The following is a 21,157-nucleotide window of genomic DNA, read 5'->3' as shown; positions in this document are numbered from 1 at the left end:
GTGACCACCCCCGCGAACGCCCCCGTTCCCGCCCCTCTGGAGATTCCCGCCGTCTGCGACGCCGAGGAACTGACCTGTGACGTCCTCGTCGTCGGCGGCGGCACCGCCGGCACCATGGCCGCCCTGACCGCCGCCGAGCACGGTGCGAACGTGCTGCTCCTGGAGAAGGCTCATGTCCGTCACTCCGGGGCGCTCGCCATGGGCATGGACGGCGTCAACAACGCGGTCGTCCCGGGCCGTGCCGAGCCCGACGACTACGTCGCCGAGATCACCCGTGCCAACGACGGGATCGTCGACCAGTCCACGGTCCGGCAGACGGCGACGCGCGGTTTTGCCATGGTCCAGCGCCTGGAGTCGTACGGGGTCAAGTTCGAGAAGGACGAGCATGGCGCGTACGCGGTCCGCCAGGTGCATCGCTCCGGTTCGTACGTACTGCCGATGCCGGAAGGCAAGGATGTCAAGAAGGTCCTGTACCGGCAGTTGCGGCGTCGTGAGATGCGGGAGCGGATCCGGATCGAGAACCGGGTGATGCCGGTTCGGGTGCTGACGGTGGACGGGCGGGCGGTGGGCGCGGCGGGGTTCAACACCCGTACGGGGGCGTTTGTCACCGTCCGCGCGGGTGCGGTGGTTCTGGCGACCGGTGCGGCCGGGCGGCTGGGGCTGCCCGCCTCCGGGTACCTGTACGGGACGTACGAGAATCCGACCAACGCCGGTGACGGTTACGCCATGGCCTACCACGCGGGCGCGGAGCTGACGGGGATCGAGTGCTTCCAGATCAATCCCCTGATCAAGGACTACAACGGGCCTGCCTGCGCGTACGTCGCGAACCCGTTCGGGGGTTACCAGGTCAACCGGCACGGTGAGCGGTTCGTCGACTCCGACTACTGGTCGGGGCAGATGATGGCGGAGTTCGCCGCCGAGGTGGCCTCGGACCGCGGCCCGGTCTACCTGAAGCTGAGCCACCTTCCCGAGGAGTCGGTCTCCGCTCTGGAGTCCATCCTGCACTCCACCGAGCGGCCCACCCGTGGCACGTTCCATTCCGGGCGGGGGCACGACTACCGGACCCATGACGTCGAGATGCACATCTCGGAGATCGGTCTGTGCGGCGGGCATTCCGCTTCCGGGGTCCGGGTCGACGACCATGCCCGTACGACCGTTCCCCGCCTGTACGCGGCCGGTGACCTGGCCTGTGTCCCGCACAACTACATGATCGGCGCGTTCGTCTTCGGTGATCTCGCGGGTGCGGACGCCGCCCAGTACGCGGCGTACGAGGGGGAGTTGCCGGCAGGCCAGGTGCGTGAGGCGCACGAGTTGATCTACCGTCCGTTGCGTCATCCGGACGGCCCGCCGCAGCCCCAGGTCGAGTACAAGCTGCGCCGTTTCGTGAACGACTACGTGGCGCCGCCGAAGTCCGGGGCGCGGCTCTCCCTCGCTCTGGAGTCCTTCGAGCGGATGCGGGAGGACATCGCCGCCATGGGTGCCCGTACTCCGCACGAACTGATGCGCTGTGCCGAGGTGAGTTTCATCCGCGACTGTGCGGAGATGGCCGCGCGTGCCTCCCTGGCCCGTACCGAGTCCCGTTGGGGTCTCTACCACGACCGGCTCGATCACCCCGAGCGTGACGACGCCTCCTGGTTCCATCATCTCGATCTGCACAAGTCCCCCTCTGGTGCGATGGAGTTCACGGCTCGTCCCGTGGCTCCGTATCTGGTGCCGGTCGAGGAGTTCACCCCGGTCGGCGGTCCGTCCCGGCACATCGGCGAGGTGCGTCCGCTGGACGTGGCCACGGCGGGTGCCCGGGACGTGCCGCCGGTGGCCGCGGGGCCGGTGGCGGCCGCCGCCGTGCGGCCTGTGGAGCCGGACCGGGCCGAGCCGGTCTCACCCCGTCTCCTGGGGCTCCTCGCCCTCGCCGAGGAGGAGCCCGAACTCGCTGCTCTTGAGCCGTACTTGACCGACCTCGATGCCTCGGTGCGCCGTGCGGCCGTGTCGGTGCTCACGGAGACGGCTCCGGCGGGGGTCGGGCTGGCGTTGGCCGGTGCGCTGGCGGATCCCGATGCCGGGGTCCGTTCGGTGGCCGCGGCCTCGCTGCGCGAGCTGGTCGAGACGCTTGCGTCCGAACCGGCGCTGGGTGATGCCCTCGTCGACGCGCTCGGTGTGACCGATTCCCTGGTCCGGGCGGCCGCGCTCGACGTGCTGCGGGCGCTGCGCCTGGGTGGCGCCGGTCTGTTCGCCGGTTTCCTGGCCGACTCCGATCCGGTGGTGCGGATCGAGGCGGTGCGGGCGCTGGTCTCGGTGGACGCCGCCGACGCCCTGGCGGGTGCCGTCGGCGACCCGTCCCGTGAGGTGCGGGTGACGGTGGCGAAGGCCCTCGGGACGGTGGGCGCCGCCGCTGCGGAGGGCGGCGTGCTGGAGGCCCTGACCACGCTCGTCGGCGATGCCGATGTGCTGGTCCGGGGTGCGGCTTACGAGGCCCTGGCGGGCGTCGGCTGTCCGCCGCCCCTGGCCGAGGCCGCCGTGGCCGCGCTGGCCGACCCGGCCTGGCAGGTGCGTGTGGGTGCCGCCAGGGCGCTGGGCGGCGCCGACGGTGCCGTGGCGGTGCCGGCCCTCGCCAAGTCCCTCGCCGACCGGAACGCCGACGTCCGCAAGGCTGCCGTTCTCGCCCTGACCCGGCATGCCGGTGCCGAGGAGGCCCGCGCGGCTCTGGCCACGGCGACGGCCGACCCGGACGCGGATGTCAGGGCGTATGCGGCGAGGGGGCTGTAGGCGGCGCTCCCACCGGGCGGATTCCGCACCGCCGCCGTGGGGCCTATATCCAGTCCTCCGGTTCCGGTTCCGGCTCCGTCTCGGGCCAGTGGTCCTCGTCCCCGGTCCCCGTCGCCGCGGGGGCCGGGGCGACGGCCGGTGTCTTCAGGGCGGCCAGCGCGCCGAGGACGCCCTCTCCGTACGTCATGAGTTTCTTCTCGCCGACGCCGCCGATGGTGGCGAGTTCGGCGACGGACTCGGGCCACCGGCTGACGATCTCCCGCAGGGTGGCGTCGTGGAAGATCACGTAGGCGGGTACGCCCTGTTCGCGGGCCTGCTCGGCGCGCCAGGCGCGCAGGGCCTCGAAGGCGGGGAGCAGTTCCTCGGGCAGCTCTGCCGCGGCTGCTTTCGCCTTGCCCCTGCCGGAGGACCCGGAGCTTCCGGTCGCTCGCGAGACCGCCGGCTTCTTCGGCTCCTTGCGCAGCGGGACCTCGCGTTCCCGCCGCAGTACCGTCCCGCTGGCCTCGGTGAGCACCAGGGTGCCGTACTCGCCTTCGACCGCGAGCAGCCCCTGGGCGAGCAGCTGCCGGACGACGCCCCGCCATTCGCCTTCTTCGAGGTCGGTGCCGATGCCGAAGACGGACAGCTGGTCGTGGTCGAACTGGATGACCTTGGCGGTGCGCTTGCCGAGCAGGATGTCGACGATCTGGACGGCGCCGAACTTCTGCCCGCGTTCGCGCTGGAGTCGTACGACGGTGGAGAGGACCTTCTGGGCGGCGATGGTGCCGTCCCAGGTCTCGGGCGGGGTGAGGCAGGTGTCGCAGTTGCCGCAGCCCGCGGGATCGGGGTCCTGGCCGAAGTAGTTCAGGAGTTGCCCGCGGCGGCACTGGGCGGTCTCGCACAGGGCGAGCATGGAGTCGAGGTGGGCCTGGGCGCGGCGGCGGAAGGCCTCGTCGCCCTCGCCGGACTGGATGAGTTTGCGTTGTTGTATGACGTCGTTGAGGCCGTAGGCCATCCAGGCGGTGGAGGGCAGGCTGTCGCGGCCGGCGCGGCCGGTCTCCTGGTAGTAGCCCTCGACGGATTTGGGCAGGTCGAGGTGGGCGACGAAGCGGACGTCGGGTTTGTCGATGCCCATGCCGAAGGCGATGGTGGCGACGACGACCAGGCCGTCCTCGCGCAGGAAGCGGGACTGGTGTGCGGCGCGGGTGCTCGCGTCGAGGCCGGCGTGGTAGGGCACGGCGTCGATGCCGTTGCGGGTCAGGAATTCGGCCGTGGTTTCGACGGACTTGCGGGAGAGGCAGTAGACGATGCCCGCGTCCCCTTCGTGTTCCTGACGGAGGAAGGTGAGGAGCTGTTTCTTGGGGTCGGCCTTGGGGACGATCCGGTACTGGATGTTGGGCCGGTCGAAGCTGGCCACGAAGTGCCGGGCCGTCGGCATGTGCAGCCGCTGGGTGATCTCCTGGTGGGTGGCGTGGGTGGCGGTGGCCGTGAGCGCGATGCGCGGGACGTCGGGCCAGCGCTCGCCGAGGAGGGAGAGGGCGAGGTAGTCGGGGCGGAAGTCGTGGCCCCACTGGGAGACGCAGTGTGCCTCGTCGACGGCGAAGACGGCGATCTTGCCGCGGGCGAGCAGGTCGAGTGTGGAGTCCAGGCGGAGCCGCTCGGGGGCGAGGTAGAGCAGGTCGAGCTCGCCCGCGAGGAACTGGGCTTCGACGACGCGCCGCTCGTCGAAGTCCTGGGTGGAGTTGATGAACCCTGCGTTGACACCGAGGGCGCGCAGGGCGTCGACCTGGTCCTGCATGAGGGCGATGAGCGGTGAGACCACGATGCCCGTACCGGGTCTGACCAGGGCGGGGATCTGATAGCAGAGTGATTTTCCGCCGCCGGTGGGCATGAGGACGACGGCGTCGCCGCCCGCCACCACATGCTCGATGATCGCTTCCTGCTCGCCTCGGAAGGCGTCGTACCCGAAGACCCGGTGCAGCGTGGCCAGTGCCTCGCTGTCCGCCGGGCCGTGCGCCTGTGGCGCCCCCGGCGTCTCGGTCGTCCCTGGCATCTCGTCGGTCCCGCCCGTCCCGCCCATCGTCGTGTCCCCCGTACGTCGTCCTTCGACCACTGCCACCACGATAGGGGTCCGGACCGACAGCGCCGGAGTTATCCACAGGCTGGCCGCCCGGGAGAGGGGTGCAGGTGCGGGGTTCCCCCGTCCGGCGGTGTCCTCAGCCCTTTGGCGGTCTTCGCGTGGCGGCCGGGAAGAGGCCGGGGCGATGCTGCACGGGCGGGACCGGGGAGGCCCGCGTTGTACGGAGGCGCCGCGCTCGCGTGCCTCTTCCGCCCCAAGGAGCATCAGGATGTCTCTCAGGTCCCGCACCGCCGGCGCCGCTCTGGCGCTGGCCGTGCCGTTCGCTCTGGCCGCGGTTCCCGCCGACGCGGCTCCCGTCCCCGATCCCGACCCGTTCGTGTGGACGGATCTGACCCCGACGTACACGGCGACGGCGGACTACCAGTACGAGCCGTTCGCGGTCACGGACGGGTACGCCCGGACCGACACCTGCGACCGGACCGCTCAGGGAGGCGCGGGCCACCACTACGTCAAGGCCGCCGGCGTCGGCAGTCTGGACCCCGCCGAGCCCGCTGGTCTCCTCTACGAGACCGACGCCGACGGCAACCGTGCCCTGGTCGCGGTGGAGTGGATCGTGCGGGCGGGCAGCGGGACCACCGCGCCGACGTTGTTCGGACAGCAGTTCCAGCCGCCGACGACGGTTCCCGGTGTCACGGGGCCGGTGTACACGTTGCGCGCGTGGATCTGGAAGGACAATCCGAGCGGTCTGTTCGCGCCGTGGAACCCGACGGTGACGTGCGCTTAGTCCCCTGGGTCGGCAGTCCTGGGTCGCACGCGCGCGTGGGCCCCGGCTCCTGTGCGGGAACCGGGGCCCGGGGTTGTGCGGGGTGTTTCAGCGCACGAATACTCCGGCCTGGCTCGCCAGGTTCAGGAAGTACTGCGGTGCGACACCGAGTACCAGGGTGACCGCGACGCCGAGGCCGATGGCCGCCATGGTGAGCGGTGACGGCACGGCGACCGTGGGCCCCTCGGGCCTCGGCTCGCTGAAGAACATCAGGACGATCACACGGATGTAGAAGAACGCGGCGATCGCGGACGAGATCACACCGATCACGACGAGCGGGACCGCTCCGCCCTCGGCGGCCGCCTTGAACACGGCGAACTTTCCGGCGAAGCCGGAGGTCAGCGGGATGCCCGCGAAGGCCAGCAGGAAGACGGCGAAGACGGCTGCCACGAGTGGTGAGCGGCGGCCGAGGCCTGCCCACTTGGACAGGTGGGTGGCCTCGCCGCCCGCGTCGCGCACCAGGGTGACCACGGCGAACGCTCCGATGGTCACGAAGGAGTAGGCGGCCAGGTAGAAGAGGACGGACGACACGCCGTCCTTCGAGGTCGCGATGACACCGGCGAGGATGAATCCGGCGTGCGCGATCGACGAGTAGGCGAGGAGCCGCTTGATGTCGGTCTGGGTGATCGCGACGATCGCGCCGCCCAGCATGGTGATGATCGCGACGCCCCACATGACCGGCCGCCAGTCCCAGCGCATGCCGGGGAGGACGACGTACAGGAGGCGCAGCAGTGCGCCGAAGGCGGCGACCTTGGTGGCGGCGGCCATGAAGCCGGTGACCGGGGTGGGCGCGCCCTGGTAGACGTCGGGTGTCCACATGTGGAAGGGGACGGCGCCGACCTTGAAGAGCAGGCCCATGACGACCATGGCGGCGCCGATGAGGAGCAGCGCGTCGTTGCCCATGGTGTTGGCGAGGGCCGGGTCGACGTTGGTGACGGTGCCGTCGACGACCTGGGCGATGGTGGCGTACGACACCGAGCCGGCGTAGCCGTAGAGCATGGCGATGCCGAACAGGGTGAACGCGGAGGCGAAGGCGCCGAGCAGGAAGTACTTGACGGCGGCTTCCTGTGACATGAGGCGCTTGCGGCGGGCCAGGGCGCACATCAGGTAGAGCGGGAGGGAGAAGACCTCCAGGGCCACGAAGAGCGTCAGCAGGTCGTTGGCCGAGGGGAAGACCAGCATGCCGGCGACGGCGAAGAGCAGGAGCGGGAAGACCTCGGTGGTGGTGAAGCCGGCCTTCACCGCGGCCTGTTCGCTGTCGCTGCCGGGCACGGAGGCGGCCTGGGCGGCGAAGGAGTCGACGCGGTTGCCGTGGGCCTCGGGGTCGAGGCGGCGTTCGGCGAAGGTGAACAGGCCGACGAGTCCGGCGAGCAGGATCGTGCCCTGGAGGAACAGGGCGGGCCCGTCGACGGCGATGGCGCCCATGGCGGCGATGTGCGCCTTGGTGGTGCCGTATCCGTCGGCGGCCAGGGCGACGACGGCCGCGAAGGCGGCGCACAGGGCCACGGCGGAGACGAACACCTGGGCGTAGTAGCGGGACTTGCGCGGGACGAACGCCTCGACCAGCACCCCGACGATCGCCGCGCCGACGACGATCAGGGTGGGCGACAGCTGCCCGTATTCGATCTTCGGGGCCGGGATCTTCGAGATCGGCTCGGCTGCGGTTGTCCACAGGCTGTGGACGGCTGCTGCGCTCACTTGGCCGCCTCCACTGCGGGCTTGGGGTCGGTCTTGTGTACGTCCGACATGGTCTGTTTGACCGCCGGGTTGACGATGTCCGTGACGGGCTTCGGATAGACGCCCAGGAAGATCAGCAGGACGATCAGCGGGGCGACCACGAGGAGTTCGCGTGCCTTCAGGTCGGGCATCGCTGAGACCGCCGGTTTCACCGGGCCCGTCATCGTCCGCTGGTAGAGAACGAGGGTGTAGAGCGCGGCGAGGACGATGCCGAAGGTGGCGATGATCCCGATGGCCGGGTAGCGCGTGAACGTGCCGACCAGGACGAGGAATTCGCTGACGAAGGGCGCGAGGCCGGGCAGGGACAGGGTGGCCAGGCCGCCGATCAGGAAGGTGCCGGCGAGGACCGGGGCGACCTTCTGCACGCCGCCGTAGTCGGCGATGAGCCGGGAGCCGCGGCGGGAGATCAGGAAGCCGGCGACCAGCATCAGGGCGGCGGTGGAGATGCCGTGGTTGACCATGTAGAGGGTGGCGCCGGACTGGCCCTGGCTGGTCATCGCGAAGATGCCCAGGATGATGAACCCGAAGTGGGAGATGGACGCGTAGGCGACCAGCCGCTTGATGTCGCGCTGTCCGACGGCGAGCAGTGCGCCGTAGATGATGCTGATCAGGGCGAGGACCAGGATGGTGGGTGTCGCCCACTTCGACGCCTCCGGGAAGAGCTGGAGGCAGAAGCGGAGCATCGCGAACGTGCCCACCTTGTCGACGACCGCGGTGATGAGGACGGCGACGGGGGCGGTGGACTCCTGCATGGCGTTGGGCAGCCAGGTGTGCAGCGGCCACAGCGGCGCCTTCACGGCGAAGGCGAAGAAGAAGCCGAGGAACAGCCAGCGCTCGGTGCTGGTGGCCATGTGCAGGGTGCCGTTGGCGCGGGCCTGCGCGATCTCGGTGAGGGAGAAGTTCCCGGAGACCGTGTACAGGCCGATCACCGCGGCCAGCATGATCAGGCCGCCGACCAGGTTGTAGAGGAGGAACTTCACGGCGGCGTACGACCGTTGCGTGGACGCCGCTTCCTCGCCCTGTGCGTGGGCGCGGTCCCCGAAGCCGCCGATGAGGAAGTACATCGGGATGAGCATGGCTTCGAAGAAGATGTAGAAGAGGAAGACGTCGGTGGCCTCGAAGGAGATGATCACCATCGCCTCGACGGCCAGGATCAGGGCGAAGAAGCCCTGGGTGGGCCGCCACCGCTTGCTGCCGGTCTCCAGCGGGTCGGCGTCGTTCCAGCCGGCCAGGATGATGAACGGCATCAGCAGGGCGGTCAGGGCGAGCAGGGCGACCGCGATGCCGTCGACGCCCAGTTCGTAGCGGACGCCGAAGTCACTGATCCAGGCGTGGGATTCGGTGAGCTGGTAGCGGGCGCCGCCGGGGTCGAAGCGGACCATGACGATGATCGCCAGGACGAGCGTGGCGAGCGAGACCAGCAGCGCGAGCCATTTGGCGGCGGTGCGCCGGGCGGCCGGTACGGCGGCCGTGGCGACCGCGCCGACGGCCGGGAGGACCGCCGTCGCTGTCAGCAGAGGAAAGGACATCGGTATCAGACCGCCCTCATCAGCAGGGTCGCGGCAACCAGGAGGGCAGCGCCGCCGAACATCGAGACCGCGTACGAGCGCGCGTAGCCGTTCTGCAGTTTGCGCAGCCGGCCGGAGAGCCCGCCGAAGCCCGCCGCCGTGCCGTTGACGACGCCGTCAACCAGGGTGTGGTCGACATATACAAGGGAGCGGGTGAGGTGTTCGCCGCCGCGGACCAGGACGACGTGGTTGAAGTCGTCCTGGAGGAGGTCGCGGCGGGCCGCGCGGGTGAGCAGTGAACCGCGCGGGGCGACGGCGGGGACGGGGCGGCGGCCGTACTGGAGGTAGGCGATGCCGACGCCGATGATCAGGCAGACCATGGTGGCGCCGGTGACGACGCCCGCGCTGATCGGGGAGTCGCCCTCGCTGTGGCCGGTGATCGGCTCCAGCCAGTGCAGGAAGCGGTCGCCGATGCTGAAGAAGCCGCCGGCGAAGACCGAGCCGATCGCCAGGACGATCATCGGGATCGTCATGACCTTCGGGGACTCGTGCGGGTGCGGCTCGTGGCCGTGCTCGTCGGGCTGCCAGCGCTTCTCGCCGAAGAACGTCATCAGCATCACGCGCGTCATGTAGAAGGCGGTGATGGCCGCGCCGACCAGGGCGCAGGTGCCGAGGATCCAGCCCTCGGTGCCGCCCTTGGCGAACGCCGCCTCGATGATCTTGTCCTTGGAGAAGAAGCCGGACAGGCCGGGGAAGCCGATGATGGCGAGGTAGCCGAGGCCGAAGGTGATGAAGGTGACCGGCATGTACGTGCGCAGGCCGCCGTACTTGCGCATGTCGACCTCGTCGTTCATGCCGTGCATGACGGAGCCGGCGCCGAGGAAGAGCCCGGCCTTGAAGAAGCCGTGCGTCACCAGGTGCATGATCGCGAAGACGTAGCCGATCGGGCCGAGGCCGGCGGCGAGGACCATGTAGCCGATCTGCGACATGGTCGAGCCGGCGAGGGCCTTCTTGATGTCGTCCTTGGCGCAACCGACGATCGCACCGAAGAGGAGGGTGACGGCGCCGACGACGGTGACGACCAGCTGGGCGTCGGGGGCCGCGTTGAAGATCGCTCCCGAGCGGACGATCAGGTACACGCCCGCGGTCACCATGGTCGCCGCGTGGATGAGGGCGGAGACCGGGGTCGGGCCTTCCATGGCGTCGCCGAGCCAGGACTGCAGCGGCACCTGGGCGGACTTGCCGCAGGCGGCGAGCAGCAGCATCAGGCCGATCGCGGTGAGCCTGCCCTCGGAGGCGTCGGTGGCGTGGCTGAGGACCGGGCCGAAGGCGAAGGTGCCGAACGTCGTGAACATCAGCATGATCGCGATCGACAGGCCCATGTCGCCGACCCGGTTGACGATGAAGGCCTTCTTGGCCGCCGTCGCCGCGCTGGGCTTGTGCTGCCAGAAACCGATCAGCAGGTACGAGGCGAGGCCGACGCCCTCCCAGCCGACGTACAGCAGCAGGTAGTTGTCGGCGAGGACGAGCAGCAGCATCGCCGCGAGGAACAGGTTGAGGTAGCCGAAGAAGCGGCGGCGGCGCTCGTCGTGCTCCATGTACCCGACCGAGTACAGGTGGATGAGCGAGCCGACGCCGGTGATCAGCAGGACGAACGTCATCGACAGCTGGTCGAGGCGGAAGGTGACGTCCGCCTGGAATCCGGCCACCGGGACCCAGGTGAACAGGTGCTGCATCAAGGTGCGGTGTTCGGGGTTCTTGCCGAGCAGGTCGGCGAAGAGGATGACGCCGAACACGAAGGACGTCGTCGACAGGATGGTGCCGATCCAGTGTCCTACGGCGTCCAGGCGGCGGCCGCCGACGAGCAGGACGGCCGCTCCGAGCAGGGGCGCCGCGATCAGCAGCGCAATCAGGTTCTCCACGATTCAGCGACCCCTTACAGCTTCATCAGGCTGGCGTCGTCGACCGAGGCCGAGTGGCGGGTACGGAACAGCGACACGATGATCGCGAGCCCGACCACGACCTCCGCGGCGGCGACGACCATCGTGAAGAAGGCGATGATCTGGCCGTCGAGATTGCCGTGCATGCGGGAGAAGACGACGAACGCGAGGTTGCAGGCGTTCAGCATGAGCTCGATGCACATGAAGACGACGATCGCGTTCCGTCTGATCAGCACACCGGTGGCGCCGATCGTGAACAACAGGGCGGCGAGGTAGAGGTAGTAGACGGGGTTCACTTCGACGCCTCCTCGCTGCGCTTGAAGGGCGCGGGCTCGACCGGGGTCCGCTCCAGCCGTTCCTCGGAGCGCTGTTCCAGGGCCCGCAGGTCGCCGAGCGCCTCGGCGGACACGTCACGGATCTGGCCGCGGTCGCGGAGCGTCTTGCTGACGGTGAGGTCGGACGGGGTGCCGTCGGGGAGCAGGCCGGCGATGTCCACGGCGTTGTGCCGGGCGTAGACGCCGGGGGCGGGCAGCGGCGGCAGGTGCTTGCCGTCGCGGACGCGCTGCTCGGACTGCTCGCGCTGGGTCTTGGCGCGTTCGGTGCGCTCGCGGTGGGTGAGCACCATGGCGCCGATGGCGGCGGTGATGAGCAGGGCGCCGGTGATTTCGAAGGCGAAGACGTACTTGGTGAAGATGAGGGCGGCGAGGCCCTCCACGTTGCCGTTGGCGTTGGCCTGGCCGGTGCCCGCGAAGTCCTTCAGGGAGGCGTTGGCGATGCCCGCGAGGAGCAGGACGCCGAAGCCGACCCCGCACAGAAGGGCCAGCCAGCGCTGGCCCTTGATGGTCTCCTTCAGGGAGTCGGCGGCGGTCACGCCAACCAGCATCACCACGAAGAGGAACAGCATCATGATCGCGCCGGTGTAGACGACGATCTGCACGATGCCGAGGAAGTAGGCGCCGTTGGCGAGGTAGAACACCGCCAGGACGATCATGGTTCCGGCGAGCGACAGCGCGCTGTGCACGGCCCGCTTCATGAAGACGGTGGACAGGGCGCCGATCACCGCGACGGTGCCGAGGACCCAGAACTGGAAGGCCTCGCCGGTGGAGGTGGTGTAGGCGGCGAGCTGCGCGCTCATGCGCCCACCCCCTGGTCCTGCTCCTCGGGCTTTTCGCCCTTGGAGACGGCCACCTGGCGTACGGTCCCGGGCGCGGCCTCGGTGACCAGGCCCCGGTAGTAGTCCTGTTCGTCGGTCCCCGGGAAGATCGAGTGCGGGGTGTCGACCATGCCCTCTTCCAGACCGGCGAGCAGCTGCTCCTTGGTGTAGATGAGGTTGGCGCGGCTGCTGTCGGCCAGTTCGAACTCGTTGGTCATCGTGAGCGCGCGCGTGGGGCACGCCTCGATGCACAGGCCGCACAGGATGCAGCGGGCGTAGTTGATCTGGTAGACGCGGCCGTAGCGCTCGCCCGGCGAGTAGCGCTCCTCGTCGGTGTTGTCGGCGCCTTCCACGTAGATGGCGTCGGCGGGGCAGGCCCAGGCGCACAGCTCGCAGCCGACGCACTTCTCCAGGCCGTCCGGATGGCGGTTGAGCTGGTGCCGTCCGTGGAACCGCGGGGCCGTGGTCTTCGCCTGCTCCGGGTACTGCTCGGTCAGCCGCTTCTTGAACATGGCCTTGAAGGTCACGCCGAAGCCGGCCACGGGGTTCTGGAAACCGGGCTTGGTCTCCTTGGGCTCCTCAGCCATCGGACGCCTCCTTTCCATCCGTAGATCCGTCACTGACAGTGTCCGATCCGCCACTGACAATCAGCTCCCGCTCCCGGCGCGGGGTGCGCCGGGGCACCGGCGGCAGTTCCTGTCCGGGCAGCGGCGGTACGGGGAAGCCGCCCGCCATCGGGTCGAACGCGACGGGTTCGGCGGCCGGTTGCCCGGCCTCCTGGCCCTTGTCGCGGAACATGTCGACGACGAAGGACAGGACCAGCAGTGTGAGGACTCCACCGCCGACGTAGAGGGCGATGTCGGCGAAGTCGTAGTTCTGGTTGCGCAGGGTCCGGACGGTCGCGACGAGCATCAGCCAGACGACGGAGACCGGGATGAGGACCTTCCAGCCGAGCTTCATCAGCTGGTCGTAGCGCACACGCGGGAGCGTGCCGCGTACCCAGACGAAGCCGAACAGCAGCAGAACGACCTTGGCGACGAACCAGAGCATCGGCCACCAGCCGTGGTTGGCGCCCGCCCAGACGGTGCTGATCGGCCAGGGGGCCCGCCAGCCGCCGAGGAACAGGGTGGTCGACACAGCCGAGACGGTCACCATGTTGACGTACTCGGCGAGCATGAACATCGCGAACTTGATCGACGAGTACTCGGTGTTGAAGCCGCCGACGAGGTCGCCCTCGGACTCGGGCATGTCGAAGGGGGCGCGGTTGGTCTCGCCGATCATGGTGACGACGTAGAGGATGAACGAGACCGGCAGCAGCAGGATGTACCAGCGGCCCTGCTGCTGGTCGACGATCGTGGACGTCGACATCGACCCGGAGTACAGGAACACGGAGGCGAACGCGGCACCCATGGCGATCTCGTAGGAGATCATCTGGGCGCAGGAGCGCAGGCCGCCGAGGAGCGGGTAGGTGGAGCCGGAGCTCCAGCCGGCGAGGACGATGCCGTAGATGCCGACGGAGGCGACCGCGAGGATGTAGAGCATCGCGATCGGCAGGTCGGTGAGCTGCATCGTGGTGCGGTGGCCGAAGATGGAGATCTCGTTGTCGGCCGGTCCGAACGGGATGACCGCGATGGCCATGAACGCCGGGACGGCCGCGACGATCGGCGCGAGGACGTAGACGGCCTTGTCGGCGCGTTTGACGACGACGTCTTCCTTGAGCATCAGTTTGATGCCGTCGGCGAGCGACTGGAGCATGCCCCAGGGGCCGTGCCGGTTGGGGCCGATGCGCAGCTGCATCCAGGCGACGACCTTGCGCTCCATGACGATGGAGATCAGCACGGTCACCATCAGGAAGGCGAAGCAGAAGACCGCCTTGATGACGACCAGCCACCAGGGGTCGCGGCCGAACATGGAGAGGTCTTCAGCGGCGAGGTACGGGTTCATGCCTCCACCTCCTTGGGTGCCTCGCCGGCGGTGGCCGCCGGGCCGATGCGGACGAGGGAGCCGGGCTGCGCCCCGGTGTCGGAGGCGACGCCGCCGCCGGCCGAGTTCAGCGGGAGCCAGACCACGCGGTCGGGCATCTCGGTGATCTTGAGCGGGAGTTCGACGGTGCCGGAGCCTGCGGTGACGGCGAGGAGGCCGCCGTTGTCGACGCCCGCCTCGGCGGCGGTCGCCGCGGACACGCGCGCGTGGGCGGCGTGCCGGGTGCCTGCCAGTGCGTCGTCGCCGTCCTGGAGGACGCCCTGGTCGAGGAGGAGCCGGTGCCCGGCGAGCACGGCCTCCCCGGCGGCGGGCCTGGGCAGCGAGGCTGCCGTCTCCAGCGGTTCGGAGGCCTTCGGGCCGTCCCAGGCGCCGAGCCGGTCCAGTTCCGCCCGCGCGGTGCGCAGGTCGGGCAGGCCGAGGTGGACGTCCATGGCGTCGGCGAGCATCTGCAGCACGCGCGCGTCGGTGGGCGGGAGCCGCCGGGTCATCTGCTCGGGCTTGAGGGCGGCCTCGAAGAGACGCGCCCGGCCTTCCCAGTTGAGGAAGGTGCCGGCCTTCTCGGCGACCGCGGCGACCGGCAGGACGACGTCGGCGTGTTCGGTGACCTCGCTGGGCCGCAGTTCCAGGGAGACCAGGAAGCCGACGGCTTCGAGTGCCGTACGCGCGCGTGCCGGGTCGGGCAGGTCGGCGACCTCGACGCCGGCGACCAGCAGGGCGGAGAGTTCGCCGCGGGCGGCGGCCTCGACGATCTGGCCGGTGTCGCGGCCGTAGCGGAGCGGGAGTTCGGAGACGCCCCAGGCGGCGGCGACCTCCTCACGCGCGCGTGGGTCGGTGGCCGGGCGGCCGCCCGGCAGCAGCGACGGCAGCGCACCCGCCTCGATCGCGCCGCGCTCACCGGCCCGGCGCGGGATCCACACCAGCTGGGCGCCGGTGGCGGTGGCGGCCCGTACGGCGGCGGTGAGGCCGCCGGCGACCGACGCCAGCCGCTCTCCTACGACGATCACCGCGCCGTCGGAGCGCAGCGCCTCGGCGGCGCGGGCACCGGACTCCTCCAGGCCGACGCCGCCGGCGAGGGCGTCCAGCCACTCGGTCTCGGTGCCGGGAGCGGCCGGCAGCAGCGTGCCGCCGGTTTTCTCCAGTCCGCGCGTGGCGTACGTGGCGAGGGAGAACACCTGCTGCTTGTGCTTGCGCCAGGCCTTGCGCAGCCGCAGGAAGACGCCGGGCGCCTCCTCCTCCGACTCGAACCCGACCAGCAGGACGGCGGGCGCCTTCTCCACGGAGGTGTAGGTGACGCCTGTACCGTCCAGGTCGCGGCCTCGTCCCGCCACTCGCGCGGCCAGGAAGTCGGCTTCCTCGCTGCTGTGCACGCGCGCGCGGAAGTCGATGTCGTTGGTGTCGAGGGCCACGCGCGCGAACTTGCTGTACGCGTAGGCGTCCTCGATGGTGAGCCGGCCGCCGGTGAGGACGCCGGCCCGGGAGCGGGCGGCGGCGAGTCCCTGGGCGGCGGCTTCGAGGGCCTCCGGCCAGGAGGCGGGTTCGAGGACGCCCTGGGCGTTGCGGACCAGCGGGGTCTCCAGGCGGTCCTTCTGCTGCGTGTACCGGAACGCGAAGCGTCCCTTGTCGCAGATCCACTCCTCGTTGACCTCGGGGTCGTTGGCGGCGAGCCGCCGCATGACCTTGCCGCGCCGGTGGTCGGTGCGGGTGGCGCAGCCGCCCGAGCAGTGCTCGCACACCGACGGCGAGGAGATCAGGTCGAAGGGGCGGGAGCGGAAGCGATACGCCGCCGAGGTCAGCGCGCCGACCGGGCAGATCTGGATGGTGTTACCGGAGAAGTACGACTCGAACGGGTCACCCTCGCCGGTGCCGACCTGCTGCAGCGCGCCGCGCTCCAGGAGTTCGATCATCGGGTCGCCGGCGACCTGGTTGGAGAACCGGGTGCAGCGGGCGCACAGCACGCACCGTTCACGGTCGAGGAGCACCTGGGTGGAGATCGGGACGGGCTTCTCGTAGGTGCGTTTGCGGCCGTCGAAGCGGGACTCGGCGTTGCCGTGCGACATCGCCTGGTTCTGCAGCGGGCACTCGCCGCCCTTGTCGCAGACCGGGCAGTCCAGCGGGTGGTTGATGAGCAGCAGCTCCATCACGCCGTGCTGGGCCTTCTCGGCGACGGGCGACGTGAGGTGAGTCTTCACCACCATGCCGTCCGTACAGGTGATCGTGCAGGAGGCCATGGGCTTGCGCTGGCCCTCGACCTCGACGATGCACTGGCGGCAGGCGCCGGCCGGGTCCAGCAGGGGGTGGTCGCAGAAGCGGGGGATCTCGATGCCGAGCTGTTCGGCGGCGCGGATGACCAGGGTGCCCTTGGGCACGCTGATCTCGATGCCGTCGATCGTCAGCGTGACGAGGTCCTCCGGCGGGACCGCCGCCGTTCCCCCCGAGGAGGGGGAACTCGTGGTCACGGTCATGCGTTCACCTCCGGGCGGTCCGCCCAGGCCGTCGACTTGGCCGGGTCGAAGGGGCAGCCCCGGCCCGTGATGTGCTGTTCGTACTCCTCGCGGAAGTACTTCAGCGAGGAGAAGATCGGGGACGCTGCGCCGTCGCCGAGGGCGCAGAAGGACTTGCCGTTGATGTTGTCGGCGATGTCGTTGAGCTTGTCGAGGTCGGACATCACGCCCTTGCCGTCCTCGATGTCGCGCAGCAACTGCACGAGCCAGTAGGTGCCTTCGCGGCAGGGGGTGCACTTGCCGCAGGACTCGTGGGCGTAGAACTCGGTCCACCGGGTGACGGCGCGGACGACGCAGGTGGTCTCGTCGAAGCACTGGAGTGCTTTCGTGCCGAGCATGGAACCGGCGGCGCCCACTCCTTCGTAGTCGAGAGGGACGTCGAGGTGCTCGTCGGTGAACATCGGCGTCGAGGAGCCGCCCGGGGTCCAGAACTTCAGGCGGTGGCCGGGCCGCATCCCGCCGCTCATGTCGAGGAGCTGGCGCAGGGTGATGCCGAGCGGTGCCTCGTACTGGCCGGGGCTCGCGACGTGGCCGCTGAGGGAGTAGAGCGTGAAGCCGGGCGACTTCTCGCTCCCCATCGACCTGAACCATTCCTTGCCCTTGTGCAGGATGGCGGGAACCGAGGCGATGGACTCGACGTTGTTCACAACAGTCGGGCAGGCGTAGAGCCCTTCGACAGCCGGGAAGGGGGGACGGAGCCGCGGTTGACCACGACGGCCTTCGAGCGAGTCGAGCAGTGCGGTCTCCTCACCGCAGATGTACGCGCCGGCGCCGGCGTGCACGGTGAGCTGCAGGTCGAGTCCGCTGCCGAGGACGTTCTCGCCGAGGTAGCCGGCCGCGTAGGCCTCGCGTACGGCCTCGTGCAACCGCCGCAGGACGGGGACGACTTCACCACGCAGATAGATGAAGGCATGCGACGACCGGATGGCGTAGCACGCGATCACGATGCCCTCGATGAGGCTGTGCGGGTTGGCGAACAGGAGCGGGATGTCCTTGCAGGTCCCGGGCTCCGACTCGTCGGCGTTGACAACCAGATAGTGCGGTTTGCCGTCTCCCTGTGGAATGAACTGCCACTTCATCCCGGTGGGGAACCCCGCGCCGCCGCGGCCGCGCAGTCCGGACTCCTTGACATAGGCGATCAGGTCGTCCGGCGACATGGCGAGCGCCTTGCGGAGCCCCTCGTATCCTTCGTGCCTTCGGTAGACGTCGAGCGTCCAGGACCGGTCCTCGTCCCAGAAGGCCGACAGCACGGGTGCGAGCAGCTTCTCGGGACTGGTGTCCTTCAGGTCGGGTGCCACCGTCATCACTCCCCCTCCTCTGCGGACGGTGCTTCCTGGGATCCCTGGGCGCGCGGATGGACCACGCGTGCGGTCTCGCCCTTGGCCAGACGCAGGCCCACCAGTGAGGCGGGTCCGGCGCTGCCGCTCTCCTCGACGGCCCCGGGCCGTTCGTCGGGGAAGCCGGCCAGGATCCGTGCGGTCTCCTTGAAGGTGCACAGCCGGGCGCCGCGGGTGGGCTCCACGTCCCGGCCCGCGCGCAGGTCGTCGACGAGGCGGGTGGCGCTGGCCGGGGTCTGGTTGTCGAAGAACTCCCAGTTGACCATCACGACCGGCGCGAAGTCGCAGGCCGCGTTGCACTCGATGTGCTCCAGGGTGACCTTGCCGTCGCCGGTGGTCTCGCCGTTGCCGACGCCCAGGTGCTCCTGGAGGGTCTCGAAGATCGCGTCGCCGCCCATGACCGCGCACAGCGTGTTGGTGCAGACGCCCACCTGGTAGTCGCCGGAGGGCTTGCGCCGGTACATGGTGTAGAAGGTGGCGACAGCGGTGACCTCGGCCGTGGTCAGCTCCAGGACGTCCGCGCAGAACTGCATCCCGGTGCGCGTGACATGGCCCTCCTCCGCCTGCACGAGGTGCAGCAACGGCAGCAGGGCGGACCGGGAGTCGGGGTAGCGGGCGACGATGTCGCGCGCGTCCGCCTCCAGGCGGGCCCGGACGTCGTCCGGGTAGGCGGGCGCGGGCAGCTCGGGCATGCCCAGGCTGACACCGCGCTCCGAGGAAGAGGTGGTCACCGGTCGACGCCTCCCATCACGGGGTCGATGGATGCCACGGCGACGATGACGTCGGCGACCTGGCCGCCCTCGCACATCGCCGCCATGGCCTGCAGGTTGGTGAAGGACGGGTCGCGGAAGTGGACCCGGTAGGGGCGGGTGCCGCCGTCGGACACGGCGTGCACGCCGAGCTCGCCCTTGGGTGACTCGACGGCCACGTAGGCCTGCCCGGGCGGGACCCGGAAGCCCTCGGTGACCAGCTTGAAGTGGTGGATCAGGGCCTCCATGGAGGTGCCCATGATCTTCTTGATGTGGTCGAGGGAGTTGCCGAGTCCGTCCGGCCCGAGGGCGAGCTGGGCGGGCCAGGCGATCTTCTTGTCGGCGACCATGACCGGTCCGGGCTGGAGCCGGTCCAGGCACTGCTCGACGATCCCGAGCGACTGGCGCATCTCCTCCAGGCGGACCAGGAAGCGGCCGTAGGCGTCGCAGGTGTCGGCGGTCGGGATCTCGAAGTCGTACGTCTCGTAGCCGCAGTACGGCTGTGCCTTGCGCAGGTCGTGCGGCAGGCCGGCGGCGCGCAGGATCGGGCCGGTGGCGCCGAGGGCCATGCAGCCCGCCAGGTCGAGGTAGCCGATGTCCTGCATGCGGGCCTTGAAGATGGGGTTCCCGGTGGCGAGCTTGTCGTACTCCGGGAGGTTCTTCCGCATCTTCTTCACGAACTCGCGGATCTGGTCGACCGCGCCGGGCGGCAGGTCCTGGGCGAGGCCGCCGGGGCGGATGTACGCGTGGTTCATCCGCAGGCCGGTGATGAGCTCGTAGAGATCGAGAATCATTTCACGATCGCGGAAGCCGTAGATCATGATCGTGGTCGCGCCGAGTTCCATGCCGCCCGTGGCGATGCACACCAGGTGGGAGGAGAGCCGGTTCAGCTCCATGAGGAGCACCCGGATGATCTCGGCGCGCTCGCTGATCTGGTCCTCGATGCCGAGGAGCTTCTCGACGGCGAGGCAGTAGGCGGTCTCGTTGAAGAAGGACGTCAGGTAGTCCATGCGCGTCACGAACGTGGTGCCCTGCGTCCACGTGCGGAACTCGAGGTTCTTCTCGATACCGGTGTGGAGGTAGCCGATGCCGCAGCGGGCCTCGGTGACCGTCTCGCCGTCGATCTCCAGGATGAGGCGGAGCACTCCATGGGTGGACGGATGCTGGGGACCCATGTTGACGACGATGCGTTCGTCGTCGGCGCGGGCCGCGGACTGGACGATCTCGTCCCAGTCGCCGCCGGTGACCGTATATACGGTGCCCTCGGTGGTCTCCCGCGGAGTTGCGTGCTGCGTGCTCATGAGTACGACCTCCGCTGGTCCGGAGCCGGGATCTGGGCGCCCTTGTATTCGACGGGGATGCCGCCGAGGGGGTAGTCCTTGCGCTGCGGATGGCCCTGCCAGTCGTCCGGCATCATGATCCGCGTCAGGGCCGGGTGACCGTCGAAGACGATCCCGAAGAAGTCGTAGGTCTCGCGCTCGTGCCAGTCGTTGGTCGGATAGACGGAGACCAGGGACGGGATGTGCGGATCGGCGTCCGGGGCGCTGACCTCCAGGCGGATCAGCCGGTTGTGGGTGATCGAGCGCAGGTGGTAGACGGCGTGCAGCTCGCGGCCCTTGTCGTGGAGGTAGTGGACGCCGCTGACGCCGGTGCACAGCTCGAAGCGCAGGGCCGGGTCGTCGCGCAGGGTGCGGGCGACGCGCGGCAGGTGCTCGCGTTCGACGTGGAAGGTGAGCTCGCCGCGGTCGACGACCGTCTTCTCGATGGCGTTCTCGGGGAGGAGACCTTGTTCCTCCAGGGCGCCCTCCAGTTCGTCGGCGACCTCGTCGAACCAGCCGCCGTAGGGGCGGGCCGCCGGTCCCGGGAGCCGGACCGAGCGGACCAGGCCGCCGTAGCCGGAGGTGTCGCCGCCGTTGTTGGCGCCGAACATGCCGCGCTGGACGCGGATCTCCTCACCTCCCTGGCCGCGCTGGCCGGGGAGGTTGTCGGTGCCGAGGTCCTTCTCCGGGGTGACCCCGTTGTGGCCGTTCGCGTCGCTCACCGCAGCAGCCCCTTCATCTCGATCGTGGGCAGGGCCTTGAGCGCCGCCTCCTCCGCCTCCCGGGCCGCTTCCTGCGCGTTGACGCCGAGCTTGGAGGTCTGGATCTTCTGGTGGAGCTTGAGGATCGCGTCCATCAGCATCTCGGGGCGCGGCGGGCAGCCCGGCAGGTAGATGTCGACGGGGACGATGTGGTCGACGCCCTGGACGATCGCGTAGTTGTTGAACATGCCGCCCGAGGAGGCACAGACGCCCATGGAGATCACCCACTTCGGGTTGGGCATCTGGTCGTAGACCTGCCTGAGCACCGGCGCCATCTTCTGGCTGACCCGGCCGGCGACGATCATGAGGTCGGCCTGGCGGGGTGAGCCGCGGAAGACCTCCATGCCGAAGCGGGCCAGGTCGTAGCGGCCGGCGCCGGTGGTCATCATCTCGATGGCGCAGCAGGCGAGGCCGAAGGTGGCGGGGAAGACGGACGCCTTGCGCACCCAGCCCGCGGCCTGCTCGACGGTGGTCAGCAGGAATCCGCTCGGCAGCTTTTCTTCGAGTCCCATGTCTAAAGGCCC

General features: G+C 69.7%; 16 protein-coding genes. 2 read left to right on the top strand and 14 right to left on the bottom strand.

Features of this window, described 5'->3' with window-relative positions; all coding sequences use genetic code 11:
- On the top strand, positions 1-2,763 hold the full coding sequence (locus tag ABT137_RS16605) for a fumarate reductase/succinate dehydrogenase flavoprotein subunit (protein WP_351708917.1): 2,763 nt from the start codon (positions 1-3) through the stop codon (positions 2,761-2,763).
- 43 nt (positions 2,764-2,806) lie between these two features.
- Here ABT137_RS16605 and recQ read toward each other — a convergent pair whose 3' ends face one another.
- Positions 2,807-4,822, bottom strand: a complete 2,016-nt coding sequence (gene recQ, locus ABT137_RS16600; protein ID WP_351709232.1) for a DNA helicase RecQ — start codon at positions 4,820-4,822, stop codon at positions 2,807-2,809.
- Between the two features lie 268 nt (positions 4,823-5,090).
- Between recQ and ABT137_RS16595 the strand changes: the two genes are divergently transcribed.
- On the top strand, positions 5,091-5,606 hold the full coding sequence (locus tag ABT137_RS16595; protein ID WP_351708914.1) for a hypothetical protein: 516 nt from the start codon (positions 5,091-5,093) through the stop codon (positions 5,604-5,606).
- Between the two features lie 87 nt (positions 5,607-5,693).
- Here the strand turns inward: ABT137_RS16595 and nuoN are convergent, their stop codons facing one another.
- Genes nuoN through ABT137_RS16530 form a run of 13 tightly spaced genes read right to left on the bottom strand, consistent with a single transcriptional unit; the run spans position 5,694 to position 21,145 of the window.
- Positions 5,694-7,343, bottom strand: coding sequence for an NADH-quinone oxidoreductase subunit NuoN (gene nuoN / locus ABT137_RS16590; protein WP_351708911.1), 1,650 nt, complete (start codon positions 7,341-7,343; stop codon positions 5,694-5,696).
- On the bottom strand, positions 7,340-8,911 hold the full coding sequence (locus ABT137_RS16585; protein ID WP_351708908.1) for an NADH-quinone oxidoreductase subunit M: 1,572 nt from the start codon (positions 8,909-8,911) through the stop codon (positions 7,340-7,342). The genes nuoN and ABT137_RS16585 overlap by 4 nt, the downstream gene beginning before the upstream one ends.
- Positions 8,912-8,916: 5 nt before the next feature.
- Positions 8,917-10,812: an NADH-quinone oxidoreductase subunit L gene (gene nuoL / locus ABT137_RS16580; protein ID WP_351708906.1), complete on the bottom strand. Its 1,896-nt coding sequence runs from the start codon at positions 10,810-10,812 to the stop codon at positions 8,917-8,919.
- A gap of 14 nt (positions 10,813-10,826) precedes the next feature.
- On the bottom strand, positions 10,827-11,126 hold the full coding sequence (nuoK, locus tag ABT137_RS16575; RefSeq protein ID WP_046726439.1) for an NADH-quinone oxidoreductase subunit NuoK: 300 nt from the start codon (positions 11,124-11,126) through the stop codon (positions 10,827-10,829).
- The gene (locus tag ABT137_RS16570; protein ID WP_351708903.1) at positions 11,123-11,965 is read right to left on the bottom strand and encodes an NADH-quinone oxidoreductase subunit J; all 843 of its coding nucleotides are present in this window, start codon (positions 11,963-11,965) and stop codon (positions 11,123-11,125) included. The genes nuoK and ABT137_RS16570 overlap by 4 nt, the downstream gene beginning before the upstream one ends.
- On the bottom strand, positions 11,962-12,570 hold the full coding sequence (nuoI, locus tag ABT137_RS16565; protein ID WP_351708900.1) for an NADH-quinone oxidoreductase subunit NuoI: 609 nt from the start codon (positions 12,568-12,570) through the stop codon (positions 11,962-11,964). Before nuoI ends, ABT137_RS16570 begins: the two co-directional genes overlap by 4 nt.
- The gene (gene nuoH / locus ABT137_RS16560; protein ID WP_351708897.1) at positions 12,563-13,927 is read right to left on the bottom strand and encodes an NADH-quinone oxidoreductase subunit NuoH; all 1,365 of its coding nucleotides are present in this window, start codon (positions 13,925-13,927) and stop codon (positions 12,563-12,565) included. The genes nuoI and nuoH overlap by 8 nt, the downstream gene beginning before the upstream one ends.
- Positions 13,924-16,428, bottom strand: a complete 2,505-nt coding sequence (locus ABT137_RS16555; RefSeq protein ID WP_351708894.1) for an NADH-quinone oxidoreductase subunit G — start codon at positions 16,426-16,428, stop codon at positions 13,924-13,926. Before ABT137_RS16555 ends, nuoH begins: the two co-directional genes overlap by 4 nt.
- Positions 16,425-17,771, bottom strand: coding sequence for an NADH-quinone oxidoreductase subunit NuoF (gene nuoF, locus ABT137_RS16550; RefSeq protein WP_502984522.1), 1,347 nt, complete (start codon positions 17,769-17,771; stop codon positions 16,425-16,427). The genes ABT137_RS16555 and nuoF overlap by 4 nt, the downstream gene beginning before the upstream one ends.
- Positions 17,771-18,535, bottom strand: a complete 765-nt coding sequence (gene nuoE, locus ABT137_RS16545; RefSeq protein ID WP_351708889.1) for an NADH-quinone oxidoreductase subunit NuoE — start codon at positions 18,533-18,535, stop codon at positions 17,771-17,773. Before nuoE ends, nuoF begins: the two co-directional genes overlap by 1 nt.
- On the bottom strand, positions 18,532-19,854 hold the full coding sequence (locus tag ABT137_RS16540; RefSeq protein ID WP_351708887.1) for an NADH-quinone oxidoreductase subunit D: 1,323 nt from the start codon (positions 19,852-19,854) through the stop codon (positions 18,532-18,534). Before ABT137_RS16540 ends, nuoE begins: the two co-directional genes overlap by 4 nt.
- Entirely contained in the window at positions 19,851-20,594 is a 744-nt protein-coding gene (locus tag ABT137_RS16535; RefSeq protein WP_351708884.1) for an NADH-quinone oxidoreductase subunit C, read from the bottom strand. Before ABT137_RS16535 ends, ABT137_RS16540 begins: the two co-directional genes overlap by 4 nt.
- On the bottom strand, positions 20,591-21,145 hold the full coding sequence (locus ABT137_RS16530) for a NuoB/complex I 20 kDa subunit family protein (RefSeq protein WP_235456089.1): 555 nt from the start codon (positions 21,143-21,145) through the stop codon (positions 20,591-20,593). Before ABT137_RS16530 ends, ABT137_RS16535 begins: the two co-directional genes overlap by 4 nt.
- Positions 21,146-21,157: the final 12 nt, after the last annotated feature.

Source organism: Streptomyces sp. NPDC001980 (assembly GCF_040296885.1).
Taxonomy (GTDB): Bacteria; Actinomycetota; Actinomycetes; order Streptomycetales; family Streptomycetaceae; genus Streptomyces.
This window is presented reverse-complemented; position numbering and strand designations above follow the sequence as displayed.

Coding starts and splice junctions, on each gene's coding strand:
- ABT137_RS16570 (WP_351708903.1), bottom strand. CDS start 11,965: ATGAGCGCGCAGCTCGCCGCCTACACCACCTCCACCGGCGAGGCCTTC.
- ABT137_RS16555 (WP_351708894.1), bottom strand. CDS start 16,428: ATGACCGTGACCACGAGTTCCCCCTCCTCGGGGGGAACGGCGGCGGTC.
- nuoI (WP_351708900.1), bottom strand. CDS start 12,570: ATGGCTGAGGAGCCCAAGGAGACCAAGCCCGGTTTCCAGAACCCCGTG.
- recQ (WP_351709232.1), bottom strand. CDS start 4,822: ATGGGCGGGACGGGCGGGACCGACGAGATGCCAGGGACGACCGAGACG.
- nuoF (WP_502984522.1), bottom strand. CDS start 17,771: ATGACGGTGGCACCCGACCTGAAGGACACCAGTCCCGAGAAGCTGCTC.
- ABT137_RS16585 (WP_351708908.1), bottom strand. CDS start 8,911: ATGTCCTTTCCTCTGCTGACAGCGACGGCGGTCCTCCCGGCCGTCGGC.
- ABT137_RS16530 (WP_235456089.1), bottom strand. CDS start 21,145: ATGGGACTCGAAGAAAAGCTGCCGAGCGGATTCCTGCTGACCACCGTC.
- nuoH (WP_351708897.1), bottom strand. CDS start 13,927: ATGAACCCGTACCTCGCCGCTGAAGACCTCTCCATGTTCGGCCGCGAC.
- ABT137_RS16540 (WP_351708887.1), bottom strand. CDS start 19,854: ATGAGCACGCAGCACGCAACTCCGCGGGAGACCACCGAGGGCACCGTA.
- ABT137_RS16595 (WP_351708914.1), top strand. CDS start 5,091: ATGTCTCTCAGGTCCCGCACCGCCGGCGCCGCTCTGGCGCTGGCCGTG.